Genomic DNA, 14,998 nt, shown 5'->3' with positions numbered 1-14,998 from the left:
GAACTTGTCCCCTCCTCCTGGCCCACTCCTAGCCCATAGGTGATCACTCATGCCCATGACTGCCCCTGCTCCCTCCCAACTCGACGTCGCCGCCGACCTGTTGACCCTTCTGCGCGACTCCACCACCGAACCGCGCCCCGACTCCCAGCTGGAGGCCCTCACCCTGGCCGTGGCCGCCGATCTGCCCGTACTGCTGTGGGGTGAGCCCGGCATCGGCAAGACCGCGGCCCTGACCCAGCTCGCCGCTGCCCTGGACCTGCCGCTGACCACCGTGATCGCCAGCGTGCACGAGCCGTCCGACTTCTCGGGGCTGCCCGTGGTCGGGGACGATCCCGCCACCCAGGGCGTGCCGATGGCCCCGCCGGACTGGGCGGTACGGCTGGTGCGGGCCGGCCGGGGGCTGCTGTTCCTGGACGAGTTGTCCACCGCTCCGCCCGCCGTCCAGGCCGCGCTGCTCCGGCTCGTCCTGGAGCGGCGGATCGGCGCACTCCGGCTGCCGCCCGGTGTGCGGATCGTGGCCGCCGCCAACCCCAGGTCCTCGGCGGCCGACGGCTGGGAGCTGAGCCCGCCGCTGGCCAACCGGTTCGTCCATCTCCAGTGGACCCACGACCACGAGACCGTCGTACGCGGGCTCGGCGGGACCTGGCCGCGGGCCACCCTGCCACGGCTCGACCCGCGCAAGCTGCCTCAGGCCGTGGACTTCGCCCGCCGCGCGGTGTGCGGGCTGCTCGCCGCGCGGCCCACGCTCGTGCACCGGCTGCCCACCAACGAGACCGGACGGGGCGGACCCTGGCCGTCGCCGCGGAGCTGGGACATGACCCTGTCCCTGATCGCCTTCGCGACCGCGGCCGGTTCCGCGCGGGACGTTCTCTCCTCGCTGGTCCGGGGCACGGTGGGCGACGGCCCGGGGCTGGAGCTGCTGGCGAGCCTGGACCGGCTGGACCTCCCGGACCCGGAGGACGTGCTCGCCGATCCCGCGGGGGCCGTCCTGCCCGAGCGGGGAGACCTGCGGCAGGCCGTGCTCGACGGTGTGGTGGCTGCCGTACGCGCCCGTCCGGACCGGACCCGCTGGGATTCCGCGTGGGCGGTGCTGGTGCGGGCGCTGGAGACCGGGGCCCCGGACCTGGTGGTCGTGCCCGCGACCACGCTGGCCTCGCTGCGGCAGCAGAACTGGGACGTGCCGGCGGCGATCGAGAGGCTCGCCGGGACGGTGGCGCTGTCCCGGCGGGCAGACCGGGCGGCAGTCGCCTCCAAGGCCCGCCGATGAGCACGAACGCCCCCGAACAGGCGGGACACCTGGACCGCGACAAGCTCTTCGCCGCCCGTCTCCACGCCGCCCGGGCCCGCCCCTATCTGGCCACCGCGCTGTTCGCCCTGCACACCGTCGAGTCGAAGCAGGTGCCGACGATGGCCGTCGACCGGCACTGGCGGTGCTATGTCTCACCGGCGTTCGTGGACCGCATGCCGGTGGAGGAGCTGGCGGGCGTGTGGGTGCACGAGGTGTCCCATCTGCTGCGCGACCACCACGGGCGCGGCGACCGGGTGGCCCGGGAGCGCGGGCTGACCGGTGTCGGGGACCGGCTGCGGATGAACATCGCCGCGGACTGCGAGATCAACGACGACGTGTACGGCGACGGACTGGTCGCGCCCGAAGGCGCCGTCCGGCCCTGGCGGTTGAAGCTGCCCGAGGGGCAGCTGATGGAGGAGTATCTGAGCGGGATCAGCTTCGGGCCGCTCACCCTCGACCTGTCGTGGCTGGACTGCGGTAGCGGTGCCGACGGCCTGGAACGCGAGTGGGACCTGGGCTCCGACGGGGCGGACGGTCTGAGCGAGCAGGAGCGGGACGCGGTCCGCTTCCGGGTGGCACAGGGCATCAAGGCGCATCCGGGGAACACCCCGCAGGGCTGGCGGCGGTGGGCGGAGGAGGCGTTCCATCCGCCGCAGCCGTGGCGGGACCTGCTGGGCGCGGCACTTCGTTCGGCGGTCTCCGGCTCCGGCGCGGGCGACGACTACAGCTACGGCCGTCCGTCGCGGCGCTCGGCGGGCGTGCCCGGCGCGGTGCTGCCGAGCCTGCGGCGCCGGCCGCCGCGGGTCTGCGTGATCATCGACACCTCCGGCTCGGTCAGCGACGGTGAACTGGGCAGCGCGCTCCTGGAGGTCGCCGCGATCTCCCACGCCGTGGGCGGCCGACGTGATCTGGTCAACGTGCTGTCGTGCGACGCGGCGGCCGGGGTCGTGCGTCCGCTGTGCCGGGCCGAGGGCATCCCGCTGATCGGCGGCGGGGGTACGGATCTGCGCACGGGCTTCGAGAAGGCGCTGCGCTCGCGGCCCCGTCCGGACGTCGTCGTGGCCTTGACCGACGGGCAGACACCCTGGCCGAGCGCGCGGCCCTCATGCCGTACGGTGATCGGTCTGTTCCCCCGGCCGGGGAGGGCACGACGCGAGAACCATCCCGAGTACGTGCCGGACTCACCGCCCGCCTGGGCCCGCGTGGTGGAGATCGGCTCGGCGTCAGGAGCTCGGTGAGCCACGGTTCCGAGCAGGCCGGCCGACCTCACGGCCGCCGCGGGGTGGACGTGGAGGTGGTCGGCCACGAGATCATGGGGGCCGGGGAGTCCGGAGCACATCGCGGGCCTGGGTGGGAGGAGCGACATGACCAATGTCGACGTACACCAGCATCTGTGGAGTCCGCAGTTGGTGGCGGCCTTGAGGGCGCGCCGCGAGCCACCGTACTTGGACGGCTGGACGCTGTATCTGGACGGCGAGCCGCCCTACGGCCTCCCGCCCGCCGACCACGACGCGGCCCGGCGCGCGGAACTCGCCGCCACCGACGGGCTCGGCCTCGCGCTCGTCTCCCTCTCGGCGCCGATCGGCGTGGAGTGGCTGCCCGCGGCCGAGGCACGGCCGCTGCTGGACGCCTATCACGAGGGCGCGGCCGCGCTCCCCGCGCCGTTCGGGGCGTGGGCCGCCGCCTGTGTGCGGGACATCGACGCCAGGGCGACGGCGGCCTGTCTCGACCAGGGGTTCGCCGGCCTCCAGCTGCCCGCCGACGCCCTGGCGGACGCGGCCGGTTACGCCCGGTGTGCCCCCCTGCTCGAGCTGCTCGAAGAGCGCGACCTCCCGCTGTTCGTGCACCCGGGGCCCGCGGCCGGTGGCTCCGAGGGGCCGGGTTGGTGGCCCGCGATGGTCCCCTACGTCCAGCAGATGCATGCCGCCTGGTTCGCCTTCCGCGCCTACGGCCGTCCCCGCCATCCGCGGCTGCGGGTCTGCTTCGCGCTGCTGGCCGGGCTCGCCCCGCTGCACGGGGAGCGGTTCGCCGCGCGCGGGGACGGCGGGACGGAGCCGGACCCGTTGGTCTTCGTCGAGACGTCCTCGTACGGGCCGCGTGCCGTCGAGTCCGTGGTGCGCGCGCTGGGCGTGGACGCCGTGGTCCAGGGTTCGGACCGGCCGTACGCGGAGCCGCCGCAGCACCCCGGTCATGGGCTCGGCGGAGCGGCGGCCTACGCCTTCCGTATCGCCAACCCGCGGCGACTGCTCACCGGGAAGGAATGACGGCGCGATGGAGGGGCGCGTTCTCCACGGGAGCGCGCAGTTCCACCCGGGAGACGTCGCGGTCCCGGAACCAGGCGAGCAGGCCGCCGATGACCGTCCGGCTGTGGCCGTGCCGCCGGTGGTCCGGATCGGTGACGACTCCGATGACGTGCCCGGTCCGGCCGCTGTGCAAGCCCGGTCGGGCCGGGTGTCGGTCGATGGCGCCGATGCCACAGGCGGCCAGCCCTTCGTCCTCGGCGTCCACCACCAGTACGCGCACGTCGTCCGCGGTGAGCTGCTCCCACAGCGCCACGGCCAGTGAGTCCAGTTCGTTGCCGTCGAGATCCCCGGATCGCAGGGCCTGCAGACGTACGAGTTCCACGAGGTCGTACTCCACCGCCTGCCGTACGGCGGCTGAGCTTCCGGTGCCTTGTCCCATACCGACCACACTGATGTAATGCCCTTGTGCATCTCAACCCTTACGGCGAGGATCCCGTGAAGCTGGCCGCGGATCTGGCCAACCGGCGTCCGGCCGACGTCACGGAGCTCGCGGACCGCTGCCTCGCCGCCGGGGTGGTGCTGGACGGTCCGGTCACCCCGGCGGACCTGGTCCGCACCGGGGAGGTGCTGGACGCGTGGGAGAAGGTGGTCGACGCCACGGACGAGGAGGAGCGCGCCGAACTGCTCAACCGCATGCTGGCGACGGCCGCCGCGTATCCGCGGATGACCAACCACGTGGGCACGGGGTGGCATCTGCACTACCGCGACGAGGGCCAGTCGCTCGGTGACGTGCTGTACTCCCTGATCTCCGTGGGCACCGCCCTGCACCTGGCGGGACGCGGCATGCACCGCCTGCGGCGCTGCGAGGTGACGGAGTGCGCCATGATCTTCGCCGACACCTCTCGCACCGGCCGGCAGCGCTACTGCTCCCCCCGCTGCGCCAACCGGGACGCGGTCCGCCGCCATCGGGCCCGCACCGCGTCCTCGGACTGAACAGACGAGGTCCGGACCAGGGACGAGTCAATTATTGGCAACGGTTTTCACATACCGGTCGCCAGACCTGTTTACGACAATCATTTCCATCTAGCGTGACGGGGCAATCAGAACCGCGCTTGGAGGATCCATGTCCACGTCCCCGTCATCCCGCCGCTTGGTGCTGCTCGTCGGTGCCTCCGTCACCCTGCTGGCAGGCTGCGGCAGCTCCTCGGACTCCGGGAGCGACGGGAATGCCTCCGCGGCCCCGGCCGCCTCGTCCAAGGTCGCCGTCGTCGCCTCCACCAACGTGTACGGCGACATCGTCTCGCGCATAGGCGCCGACAAGGTCTCCGTCACCTCGGTCATCAGCGACCCCGACCAGGACCCGCACTCCTACGAGGCCAGCACCCAGAACCAGCTGGCCCTGTCGAAGGCGAAGGTCGTCGTCGAGAACGGCGGCGGCTACGACGACTTCGTGGACCGGATGCTCGAGAGCGCCGGCAACTCCTCCGCCGAGGTCATCAACGCGGTGAAGGTCTCCGGCAGGACCGCTCCCAAGGGCGGCGAGCTCAACGAGCACGTCTGGTACGACTTCCCGACGGTCGCGAAGATCGCCGACCGCATCGCGGCCGCCCTGGGCAAGGCCGATCCCGCGAACGCCGCGACGTACACGAAGAACGCCGACGCATTCAAGGCCGAACTGAGGCCGCTGGAGGCCAAGGAGGCGCAGATCAAGAAGGAGCACGGCGGCGAGGCGATCGCCATCACCGAGCCAGTGCCGCTGTACATGACCGGAGCGAGCGGGCTGGTCGACAAGACGCCCGCGGAGTTCAGCGAGGCCATCGAGGAGGGCGACGACGTCTCCCCCAAGGTCCTCCAGGAGACCCTTGCCCTGTTCACCGACAAGCAGGTCAAGGCGCTGGTCTACAACGCGCAGACCTCCGGCCCGCAGACCGAGAAGTCCGAGCAGGCGGCCAAGGCGGCCGGCATCCCGGTGGTCCCGGTGACGGAGACCCTGCCGAGCGGCAAGAACTACCTCGCCTGGATGACCGGCAACGTGGACGCGCTCGCGAACGCACTGGCCAAGTGAGCGCGGTCATCAGCCTGCGCGGGGCCACTCTCTCCTACGGTCCGCGCACGGTCTGGAGCGACCTCGCACTCGACGTGCACCCAGGGGAGTTCCTCGCCGTGCTGGGCCCGAACGGAGCGGGCAAGACCAGCTTCGTCCGGGCCCTGCTCGGCCGGCAGCCGCTGTCCGCAGGGGAGTTGACGGTCCTGGGCCGCTCTCCCCGCGAGGCCGCCCGGCACATCGGTTACGTCCCCCAGCAGGCGGCCCTGTCCGCGCAGGCGATGCTTCGCGCCCGTGACCTCGTGCGCTTCGGCATCGACGGCCACCGCTTCGGACCGCGCCTGCGAACAGCGGCCGTGCGCAGGCGCGTTGAGGAGATCCTCGCCTCGGTGGGTGCCTCGGCGTACGCCGACGTCCCGCTCGGCCTGCTGTCCGGCGGCGAGCGTCAACGTGTCCGCATCGGACAGGCCCTCGCGACCGATCCCCGCATCCTGCTGTGCGACGAGCCGTTGCTCTCCCTGGACCTCCACCACCAGCGCGCCGTCACTGAGTTGGTGGACGCCCGCCGCCGTTCCCACGGCACGGCGGTGGTGTTCGTGACCCACGAGATCAACCCGGTGCTCGGTCTGGTGGACCGGGTGCTGTACCTGGCGCCGGGCGGCCACCGCGTCGGCACCCCCGACGAGGTCCTCACCTCGGCGTCCCTGTCCCGGCTGTACGGCACCCGGGTCGACGTCGTCCGTGTGCACGGCCGGGTCGTGGTGGTCGGCGCCCTCGACGACCATGCGCACCACGTGCCGGAGGAGGTCCACCAGTGAGCGTCTGGCACCAGATGTTCGACTTCGAGAACTACGGCGAACTCCTCGTCCTGGTCCGCAACTCGCTCATCGCCGGCGCGGCCCTCGGCCTGGTCGGCGGCCTGGCCGGGGTGTTCGTCGCGATGCGCGACCTGCCCTTCGCGGTGCACGGCATCAGCGAACTGTCCTTCGCCGGCGCCTCCGGAGCCCTGCTGCTGGGCATGAACATCGTGGCGGGCTCGATCACCGGCTCCCTCCTGGCGGCCGGCGCGATCGGCCTGCTCGGCACGCGCGCGCGTGACCGCAACTCGGTGATCGGCATACTGATGCCGTTCGGACTGGGCCTCGGGGTGCTCTTCCTCGCCCTCTACAAGGGGCGGGCGGCGAACAAGTTCGGCCTGCTCACCGGACAGATCGTCGCCGTGGACACCCCGCAGACGACCTGGCTCCTCGTCACCTCCGCGGTGGTCCTGATCGCCCTCGCGGTGATGTGGCGCCCGCTCACCTTCGCCAGCGCCGACCCCGACGTGGCCGAGGCCCGCGGAGTCCCGGTGCGCGGGCTCTCCTTCGCCTTCATGATCGTGCTCGGCCTGGCGGTCGCCCTGTCCGTGCAGGTCGTGGGCGCGCTGCTGGTGCTCTCCCTGCTGATCACCCCGGCCGCGGCCGCCGCCCGCGTCACCGCGTCACCGGTCCTGCTCCCCCTGCTCAGCGTGGTCTTCGCCATGGCGTCGATCGAGGGCGGCATCCTGCTGGCCCTGGGCAGCAGCATCCCGATCAGCCCGTACGTCACGACGATCTCGTTCATCCTCTACGTCGTCTGCGCCGCGGTCGGCAGATACCGGACCCGGCGCTGGGGCGCCCGGCGTGCGGCCCCGGCGCCGACTCCGGCCTGAGTCACGCTCTGTCCGAGCCCCTCCCGTACGGCCCGCGGCGACGCGCCCAGCTCCTTGCGGCAGGCCTTGTTGAAGGCCTGCAGGTCGGGGATGCCGACGGTCGCCGCGATCGCCGGGATGGCCAGCGTGGAGGCGATGAGCAGGTGCCGGGCGCGTTCCGTGCGACGGCGCCGGATGTAGCCGACGACCGTGTATCCGGTGTCCTCGCGGAACAGCCGGGTCAGATGGGTGTGCGAGACCCCGGCGGCGCGGGCGATGCCGGGGACGCTCAGAGGCCCGGCCAGATGCTCCTCGATGTGGGCGACGGCCGTCCGCAGGGCCGGATGCCGGGAGCCGGGACGGTTCTCGTCGGCGGCGGTCAGGCCGGTCGTGCGCCACAGCACCGTCCACAGTTCGGCTGAGGCCCGGGCCGAGGACTGCGCACTCGCGGCGACCGTCTGCCGCAGCAGCCCGGTCAGCACCGCCGCGTCCGCACCGGCGTCCTGCATCACCGGGACCCGGCGCCGCTCGCCGTCGCCCGGCAGCCGGAAGTGCGCGTACAGGTGCTCGCAGCGCGTGGTGTCGTAGTGGAAGTGCACCTCGGTGTCGGGCGGGACGAGGCTCACGTGCCCCGGGCGGATCGGGTGCCGGGAGCCGCCCAGCTCGAGGGTGCCGGAGTAGCCGTAAAGATGGAGCTGCCACAGCCGTGGAAGCCGGAACACGTCGTGCGGGCCCGCGGAGCCGTGCACGCCGACGCCGGCGTTCTCCACGTGGGGCGGCAGGTCGAGGGTGAGGTCGACGTGCTGGGTCATGGTGGAAAATTACCAGTGGTCGCCGATTACAGCCCACTACTTCCCGGGTGACTGTTCCTACGGTTGCCGTATGCCAACCACACGACAGCTGCTGAGCTCCGCCCGGGTGGCGCGGTTCGTGGCCCACGGTTTCCTGCGCCTGGACGGCATCGTGCCCCGGGAGATGAACGAGGAGGCGCTCGGTGTCTTCGCCGCGGGGTTGCCCTCCGTGCCGTACGGGACTCCCGTACCGAAGGCGTTCCCGGACGGCTCCTTCGCCCGCCGGCTCGTCGAACTGCCCGCCGTCGCGGGGGCGTTGGAGAGTCTGGTGGGCCCGGATCCGACCGTCGACCACCACTTCGTGCACACCCGTGAGCCGCGCGAGGGCAGTGCCCAGCCGCTGCACGCCGACGCCGTCATCGATCTGCGGTCCGACGCCTTCGACGTCCAGCTCATGTACTACCCGCAGGAGGTCACCGCGGAGATGGGCGGCACGCTCATCGTCCCCGGCAGCCATCTGCGCCGCACCAACGAGTCCGACACCGGCCGCTACCAGAACCTGCGCGGCCAGACCCGGCTGACCTGCCCGGCCGGCACGGTCGTACTGCTGCACCACGGCATCTGGCACGGCGGACGGCGCAACGACAGCGACACCGTCCGGCACATGTACAAGATCCGCTTCAACCCGACCGTGCCCCAGGTGCGGCTGTGGGACACGGCGGACTTGGACGCGCCTGCCGTCCGGGAGGAACTGGGGCGCGGTTTCCCCTGGTACGAGCAGGCCACCGGCCGGCTGGAGATCCTCAACCGGGTCAGGTTGTGGCGTGCCCTGTCCGGCGATCCCGCATTCGACATCGAGTACTGGGCCACCCGCATCACCAACCGGCCCGCCGCACAGAGGAGCAAGGCGTGACCCTCTCGAACACCCTGCGCCAGCAGGTCCTCGTCCTGTACCTGGACACCTCCGCGCTCGACTCGCGGGTCCTCGGCTGGGCCCGCTACGACGGCACGGGGGCCACGCGCCCTACGACCGGGGACAGCGACGAGCCGCCGTACGAGACGGGCGTCGCCGCTCTGCAGGACGGCTGGCGGCTCTTCCAGGCCGCGCAGCTCGTCCCGCCGTATCCGGGGACCGAGCACGAGACGTCGTTCCTCAAGCACGAGTTCTTCTTCGAGAAGCTCGTGAACGGCGGATGAGACCCAGCTCACAGCCTCGAAACCGCAAATATGGTCCAATACGCCGTAAGTATGACGAATCGGACTCCGGCCTCTCGAGGAATCACCCCAGATGACCCATCCCCGTCTGTCCGCGCCCTCCGCCCCCTTCCTCCCGTCGGAGACCTTGCGGGAGCTGTCGGAGGCGGTCCGGGTTGCGGGGACGGGGCAGGTGCTGGACGAACTGTGGACGGCCCGCCGGTTCCTGGACGGGACACCGGCGGCCGTCGCGGTCCTGGACGCGGACCTGCGCTATCTGTACCTCAACGACACCCTGGCCCGGCTCAACGGGCTGCCCGTCGAGGAGCACCTCGGCCGTCCCATGCCGGAGGTGATCCCCGGCTCCGGGCCCTCTGCGGAGGTGGCCCGCGAGGTACTCCGTACCGGACGGCCGCAGACGGTCGTCTTCGACGGCCGGCCGCCCGACGACACGGTGGACGTACCGCGCTGGTGGCTCGGCGCCTTCCACCGGCTCGAGGGTGAGGACGGCGAGATCCTCGGTGTCGCCGCCATGGTCATGGAGATCACCGACGGCATCCGGCAGCGCGAGTCACTCACGCGTGCCCAGGAGCGACTCGAACTGCTGGAGGAGACCGCCGCCCGGGTCGGCCGCACGCTCGACGCGGCCGAGGCCTGCCGGGCGCTGACCGACCTGCTGGTCCCGCGGTTCGCCGACTACGCCGCCGTGGACGTGCTCGACCCCGAGGGCACCCGCCGGGCCCCGGCCACCCCCGTCCCGGTGCGGCTGCGGCGCATGGCGGTGGCCGCCGCGCCCGGCACGCCCGAGCCCTTCAACCCTGTGACCAGAAGCGGTGAGGTGATCTTCCACCAGGCCAGTTCGTCGATGTCCCAGGTGCTGACCGGACACAGACCCGTGGTGCTCAACCGGCCCGACGACGACACCGTGCGTCTGCTCGCCCCGACGCGGCGTCGGCTGGAGCGCTACCGGGCCCTGGAGCTGCACTCCGTGGCCTACCTGCCGCTCATGGTCGCCGGCGAACCCGTCGGCGCCGTCATCGTCGGCCGCAGGGCGGACTCCCCCGAGTTCACGCCGGACGACGCCGAGCTTCTGGAACTGCTGACCGCGCGGGCCGCGACGGGCATCGGCCACGCCCTGCGCTACACCCACGAGCACGAGACCGCGCTGGAGATGCAGCGCGCCTTCCTGGCCACCCCGCACATACCGGGTCCGGGCGTGGAGATCGCCAGCCGCTATCTGCCCGCCGGGCGGGGTGCCGAGGTCGGCGGCGACTGGTTCGACGCCGTCGCGCTGCCCGCCGGGCGCACCCTGCTCGTGGTCGGGGACGTCATGGGCCACGGGGTGCGGGCCGCCGCGGCCATGAGCGAGTACCGCTCCCTGCTCCGGGCGCTGGCCCTGCAGGGGCTCCCTCCCGACCGGCTGCTCACCGAGGCGGACCGTACCGCCCACGCGCTCGACCTGGACCGCGTCGCCACGTGTGTGCTGGTCCTCCTGGACCCGGGCGCCGAACTCGCCGTCCTGGCCACCGCCGGCCATGTCCCGCCCCTGCTGGTGAGGCCGGGCACGGCCCCCGAACTCGCGGACCTCCCCGTCGGCCCTCCCCTCGGCACGGGCTTCGGCGGACACGAGAGCCGGCACTGCCCGCTGCCGCCGGGCACCCTGCTGCTGGCCTACACCGACGGGCTCGTGGAGCGGCGCGGCGAGGACATCGACACGGGCCTCGCCACCCTCACCCACGCACCCGTCGCCGCCGGGAACGCGCTGCCGGACATCCTGAACACCGTCCTCGACCGGCTGGCCCCGGCCAACTCGGAGGACGACGTCACGCTTCTGGCGGCGCGCACGCGATAAGGCGGCGCGGCCGGTGACGTATGAGGAGTCCCCGTGTCGCCCAGGCCCTTCGACCGGAGCCCCGGAGTCCGGTTCCGGCGTCATCTTCCGTCCGCTGAAGGCCAGTTGTGGCCCATGGGACTGTCTCTTCGGCATGGCGTTCAGTCAACGAGGGACAGTCCCGAAGACGCCGCGCCCTGCCGCCGCCGTGCGCATACGGTCCCGGCATCCGGCGGACGGACCCGACCCACGGGCCCGCCGCGATCCGCAGGCACAAAGGGAGGCACCGTGGCGAGTGTGGAAGTGTCACTGAAGGAGATGACGGCCGGGACGGAAGGGGCGATGGCGGCCGCGGTGGTCGACTACACCAGCGGAATGGCGCTGGGCACCCTCGGCGGCGGCAAGGACCTGGACATGACGGTCGCGGCGGCAGGCAACACCGACGTCATCCGGGCCAAGGTCCGGACCATGGAGCAGCTGGGGCTCAAGAGCAACATCGAGGACATCCTGATCACGCTCGAGAACCAGTACCACCTCATCCGCCTGGTCACCGGCCGCAACGGCAACGGCCTGTTCCTCTATCTGGTCCTCGACAAGGCCCGCTCGAACCTGGCGATGGCCCGGCACCAACTCAAGCGCGTGGAGGAGCAGTTGGAGATCTAGCGCGCTCTCGGTCAGGGACGCCGCGCGCCCACGATGTGAAGACTTCTTCAAGTCGCCACATCCACATGAGTCGAAACCGTGGCCGCTCGGCGTCCCCGACCAGAAGGATTGACACCGACACCCCGTACCGTCCGGCAGGGAGCGAGCGAGCGCCCATGCACGTCCCCCTCTACCAGGCCAAGGCGGACTTCTTCCGCATGCTCGGCCACCCGGTGCGCATCCGCGTCCTGGAGCTGCTGCAGCACGGGCCCGTGCCCGTCCGCGACCTGCTCGCCGACATCGACATCGAGCCCTCCAGCCTCTCCCAGCAGCTGGCCGTCCTGCGGCGCTCCGGCATCGTCGTCTCCATCCGCGAAGGCTCCACGGTGAGTTACGCCCTGGCCGGAGGCGACGTCGCCGAGCTGCTGCGCGCCGCCCGCCGCATCCTCACGGAGCTCCTGGCGGGCCAGAACCAGCTCCTGAGCCAGCTTCAGCAGGCCGACACCACCGCGGCCGAAGTGTCCGGCGCGGGGAGCCTCCTCACCGGTCGGGGCAGCCCTCGTCCGACGCCGTGACCCGCCGCCCGCCGCCGTCGGTCACTTCGGCGGTGACCGTGGCGTCGGACGGACGCGTGAGGCGGTAGGCGGCGGCGGCCGTGCAGACCATCTGCCGTACCCCGATGTCGCTCAACTTGTCCATGCCCGGGGGGAGCCGGATCGTCATCGCGTCCCCCTTCACCGTCACCGTCGGGGTGTCCGGCGCGGGCGGGTCGGGGTTCCCGGGCTCGTCGGTGGCGGGCGGGAGTGCCATGGCGGTCGGCACGCCCGGTACCTCGGAGGAGAGGCCGTCCAGGCGTCCCTCCCCGGCCAGCGGACCGGCCATCAGCAGGCGTAGCGCCGCTTCGGGGTCACCGGGCCGCGTGGTCGTGCGGCGCGTCGCGACGAGTGCGCCGTTCTCGACGAAGTAGACCGGCGTCATCGGGAGGGTCCCGCTCGCGGGACCGCCGGCCTCCACCACTCCGGTCGCGGGGATCCCGCAGGAGGTGAGCGCGAGGAGCGTCAGCAGCGGGACGCCGCGCAGGGCCTTCATGACGGGTTCTCCTCGGGCGACTCGTCCCGCCACAGCGGAAGTTCTACGGTGAAGACGGCCCCGCCCGCCGGGTGGTTGGCCGCGCGGACGGTGCCGCCGTGGATGCGGACGTTCTCGGCGGTGATGGACAGACCGAGGCCGCTGCCCTCGGAGCGGATCCGGGCGGTGTCCGACTTGTAGAACCGCTCGAAGACATGGGGCAGGACGTCGGGGGGGATGCCGGGGCCGCTGTCCCGTACCTCGATGACGGCCACTGCGTCGCCGCCGCTCAGGCGCACCTGTACCGGGCGGTCGCCGTGCTTGAGCGCGTTGCCGACCAGGTTGGCGACGACCACGTCGAGTCGGCGCGGGTCGACGCGTCCGCGTACCGCGTGCGGCGGCGGCAGCTCGGTTGCCACCGTGTCCGTCCAGCCTCGGGAGGCGAGGGTGCGCCGGATCGACTCGGCGAGGTCGATCTCGTCCAGGTGCAGCACCGCCGCGCCCGCGTCGAACCGGGAGATCTCCATCAAGTCGTCGACGAGACGGGCGAGTTTCACGGTCTCCTCGCTGATGAGCCTGACCGCGGTGGCCGTGTCCGGGTCCAGCCGGGCGGCGTCCTCGTCGAGAACGTCGGTGACGGCGGACATGGCGGCGAGCGGGGTGCGCAGTTCGTGCGAGACGTCGGCTGCGAAGCGGCGGGCCCGGGCCTCCATCTCGCGCAGTTCGGCCACCGACGTCTCCAGGGCGGCGGCCGTCTCGTTGAACGTGTGGGACAGATCGGCGAGTTCGTCGGAGCCGTTGACCGCGAGCCGGGTGTCCAGGCGCCCTTCGGCGATCCTGCGGGTGGCGAACCGCAGCTTCCGCACCGGCACCAGCACCCCGCGGGCGGCGAGGAGCGCGAGCACGACAGCGAGTGCGAGCGCCGCCACCATGGCCCGTTCGACAGCGGTGACCAGGGCGTCGACGTACGCCTGTTCCGTGGTCTGCGGAACGACGAGGAAGACGTGGACCCCGGTGACCGTGGCGGCGGTGTCCCGGCCGCCGAAGAGGATCGACATGCCGACGACGAGGGAGGTGCGCCCCTCGCCGCGCACGCGCTGGAAGACGGTGGCCCGGCTGGATCCGACGGCCTTCCGCAGGGCGGGCGTCACCTCGCTGAAGGGGTCTCCCGGGGCGGAGGAGCCGCTGAGGTCCCCGTAGGTCACCAGCACCCGCCAGCTGCCCTGCGACTCGGTGGCCGCCACGTCCTGCGCGAACTCCCGCAGCGCCGATTCCTCGGGGGGCACGGCGAGTTCGGTGGCATGTTGGTTGAGCTGGGCCCGCAGTTGTCTGATGGTGGCGTCCTGGCTCTGCTGGAGGACTCCGGTGCGCGCCTCGCGGAAGGTCAGGGCCCCGGTCGTGATGGCCGCGACGGCGGCGACGAGCCCGAAGGCCACCACCAGGCGGGCCCGCAGGCCCCGCAGCCGGCGCTTCCTCACGGCGCCGCGAAGCGGTAGCCGAAACCGCGCACGGTGTGGATGTAGCGGGGTGCGCGGGGCGGCTCGGACATCTTGGTGCGCAGTCGTTTGACGCAGGCGTCCACCAGGCGGGCGTCGCCGTGGTAGTCGTGCTCCCAGACGGCTTCGAGGAGTTGCTGACGGCTGAACACCTGGCCCGGCGAGGCGGAAAGGGTGAGCAGGAGCCGTAGCTCGGAAGGGGCGAGGGCGATCGGCTCGCCGTTCAGCGCGACGGTCAGGCCGGCCCGGTCGACGGCCAGGTCGCCGTAGGTGTCGATCTTCGGCAGGCCCTCGGCGCGGGGTGCGCTTCCGGCCGCCCGGCGCAGGACCGCACGTATGCGCGCGTCGAGCACACGGGCAAGGACGGGTTTGACGACGTAGTCGTCGGCGCCCGCCTCCAGGCCGACGACGATGTCCACTTCGTCTCCCCGTGCGGTCGCCATGATGATCGGCAGGGTCTGGTCGACGGCACGTATGCCCCGGCACACGTCCAGGCCGGTCATGCCGGGCAGCATCAGATCGAGGACGACGATGTCCGGCCGGAAGGCCCGCAGCCGGTCCATCCCCTCCTCGCCGGTCGCGGTGGCGGCGACGTCATGGTTCTGGCGGCGCAGGGCCAGGGCCACGCCCTCCCGCACGGCGGGGTCGTCTTCGATCAGCAGTACACGTGACATGCGCACAGTATCCACACGACCATGACCCGGAGGAGGGTTATCGGTTCGTTACCTTCCG

17 protein-coding genes are annotated in these 14,998 nt (G+C 72.1%); 12 read left to right on the top strand and 5 right to left on the bottom strand.

Annotated elements, in window-relative coordinates; all coding sequences use genetic code 11:
- The first annotated feature begins 49 nt into the window (after positions 1–49).
- The 3 genes from M2157_RS41475 (at position 50) to M2157_RS41465 (ending at position 3,552) form a co-directional block, all read left to right on the top strand.
- Positions 50–1,267 (top strand): AAA family ATPase, encoded by a 1,218-nt coding sequence (locus M2157_RS41475; protein WP_280867720.1) that lies wholly within the window; start codon positions 50–52, stop codon positions 1,265–1,267.
- The gene (locus M2157_RS41470; protein WP_280867719.1) at positions 1,264–2,526 is read left to right on the top strand and encodes a VWA-like domain-containing protein; all 1,263 of its coding nucleotides are present in this window, start codon (positions 1,264–1,266) and stop codon (positions 2,524–2,526) included. The genes M2157_RS41475 and M2157_RS41470 overlap by 4 nt, the downstream gene beginning before the upstream one ends.
- A 126-nt stretch (positions 2,527–2,652) precedes the next feature.
- Positions 2,653–3,552: an amidohydrolase family protein gene (locus tag M2157_RS41465; RefSeq protein WP_280867718.1), complete on the top strand. Its 900-nt coding sequence runs from the start codon at positions 2,653–2,655 to the stop codon at positions 3,550–3,552.
- Here the strand turns inward: M2157_RS41465 and M2157_RS41460 are convergent.
- A complete protein-coding gene (locus M2157_RS41460; protein WP_280855984.1) occupies positions 3,536–3,970 on the bottom strand; it encodes a GNAT family N-acetyltransferase in 435 nt (144 codons plus the stop codon). The genes M2157_RS41465 and M2157_RS41460 overlap by 17 nt on opposite strands.
- Before the next feature lie 26 nt (positions 3,971–3,996).
- Between M2157_RS41460 and M2157_RS41455 the strand changes: the two genes are divergently transcribed.
- From M2157_RS41455 to M2157_RS41440, 4 genes are all read left to right on the top strand, one after another.
- Positions 3,997–4,524, top strand: a complete 528-nt coding sequence (locus M2157_RS41455) for a CGNR zinc finger domain-containing protein (RefSeq protein ID WP_280867717.1) — start codon at positions 3,997–3,999, stop codon at positions 4,522–4,524.
- Between the two features lie 130 nt (positions 4,525–4,654).
- Positions 4,655–5,596 (top strand): zinc ABC transporter substrate-binding protein, encoded by a 942-nt coding sequence (locus M2157_RS41450; protein ID WP_280867716.1) that lies wholly within the window; start codon positions 4,655–4,657, stop codon positions 5,594–5,596.
- Positions 5,593–6,393, top strand: coding sequence for an ATP-binding cassette domain-containing protein (locus tag M2157_RS41445; RefSeq protein ID WP_280867715.1), 801 nt, complete (start codon positions 5,593–5,595; stop codon positions 6,391–6,393). The genes M2157_RS41450 and M2157_RS41445 overlap by 4 nt, the downstream gene beginning before the upstream one ends.
- A 14-nt stretch (positions 6,394–6,407) precedes the next feature.
- A complete protein-coding gene (locus M2157_RS41440; protein ID WP_280868342.1) occupies positions 6,408–7,265 on the top strand; it encodes a metal ABC transporter permease in 858 nt (285 codons plus the stop codon).
- On the opposite strand, the gene M2157_RS41435 is transcribed toward M2157_RS41440, so the two are convergent.
- Positions 7,181–8,056 (bottom strand): AraC family transcriptional regulator, encoded by an 876-nt coding sequence (locus tag M2157_RS41435; protein ID WP_280867714.1) that lies wholly within the window; start codon positions 8,054–8,056, stop codon positions 7,181–7,183. The two genes, M2157_RS41440 and M2157_RS41435, sit on opposite strands and share 85 nt — an antisense overlap.
- A 70-nt stretch (positions 8,057–8,126) precedes the next feature.
- On the opposite strand from M2157_RS41435, the gene M2157_RS41430 reads away from it, so the two are divergent.
- The 5 genes from M2157_RS41430 (at position 8,127) to M2157_RS41410 (ending at position 12,277) form a co-directional block, all read left to right on the top strand.
- Positions 8,127–8,948: a phytanoyl-CoA dioxygenase family protein gene (locus M2157_RS41430; protein ID WP_280867713.1), complete on the top strand. Its 822-nt coding sequence runs from the start codon at positions 8,127–8,129 to the stop codon at positions 8,946–8,948.
- Positions 8,945–9,232: a hypothetical protein gene (locus M2157_RS41425; RefSeq protein ID WP_280855991.1), complete on the top strand. Its 288-nt coding sequence runs from the start codon at positions 8,945–8,947 to the stop codon at positions 9,230–9,232. The genes M2157_RS41430 and M2157_RS41425 overlap by 4 nt, the downstream gene beginning before the upstream one ends.
- A 91-nt stretch (positions 9,233–9,323) precedes the next feature.
- The gene (locus M2157_RS41420) at positions 9,324–11,081 is read left to right on the top strand and encodes a SpoIIE family protein phosphatase (RefSeq protein ID WP_280867712.1); all 1,758 of its coding nucleotides are present in this window, start codon (positions 9,324–9,326) and stop codon (positions 11,079–11,081) included.
- 267 nt (positions 11,082–11,348) lie between these two features.
- A complete protein-coding gene (locus M2157_RS41415) occupies positions 11,349–11,723 on the top strand; it encodes a hypothetical protein (RefSeq protein ID WP_280855993.1) in 375 nt (124 codons plus the stop codon).
- Positions 11,724–11,878: 155 nt separating this feature from the next.
- Positions 11,879–12,277 carry a metalloregulator ArsR/SmtB family transcription factor gene (locus M2157_RS41410; protein WP_059207433.1) on the top strand — a complete coding sequence of 133 codons (399 nt, stop codon included), beginning with the start codon at positions 11,879–11,881 and terminating at the stop codon, positions 12,275–12,277.
- On the opposite strand, the gene M2157_RS41405 is transcribed toward M2157_RS41410, so the two are convergent.
- Genes M2157_RS41405 through M2157_RS41395 form a run of 3 tightly spaced genes read right to left on the bottom strand, consistent with a single transcriptional unit; the run spans position 12,243 to position 14,940 of the window.
- Positions 12,243–12,791, bottom strand: a complete 549-nt coding sequence (locus M2157_RS41405) for a hypothetical protein (RefSeq protein WP_280867711.1) — start codon at positions 12,789–12,791, stop codon at positions 12,243–12,245. The two genes, M2157_RS41410 and M2157_RS41405, sit on opposite strands and share 35 nt — an antisense overlap.
- The gene (locus M2157_RS41400; protein WP_280867710.1) at positions 12,788–14,248 is read right to left on the bottom strand and encodes a HAMP domain-containing sensor histidine kinase; all 1,461 of its coding nucleotides are present in this window, start codon (positions 14,246–14,248) and stop codon (positions 12,788–12,790) included. Before M2157_RS41400 ends, M2157_RS41405 begins: the two co-directional genes overlap by 4 nt.
- Complete coding sequence (locus M2157_RS41395) at positions 14,245–14,940, bottom strand: response regulator transcription factor (protein WP_059207436.1); 696 nt, start codon at positions 14,938–14,940, stop codon at positions 14,245–14,247. Before M2157_RS41395 ends, M2157_RS41400 begins: the two co-directional genes overlap by 4 nt.
- Positions 14,941–14,998 lie beyond the last annotated feature (58 nt).

Source organism: Streptomyces sp. SAI-127 (assembly GCF_029894425.1).
In the GTDB taxonomy this organism is placed as follows: domain Bacteria; phylum Actinomycetota; class Actinomycetes; order Streptomycetales; family Streptomycetaceae; genus Streptomyces.
This window is presented reverse-complemented; position numbering and strand designations above follow the sequence as displayed.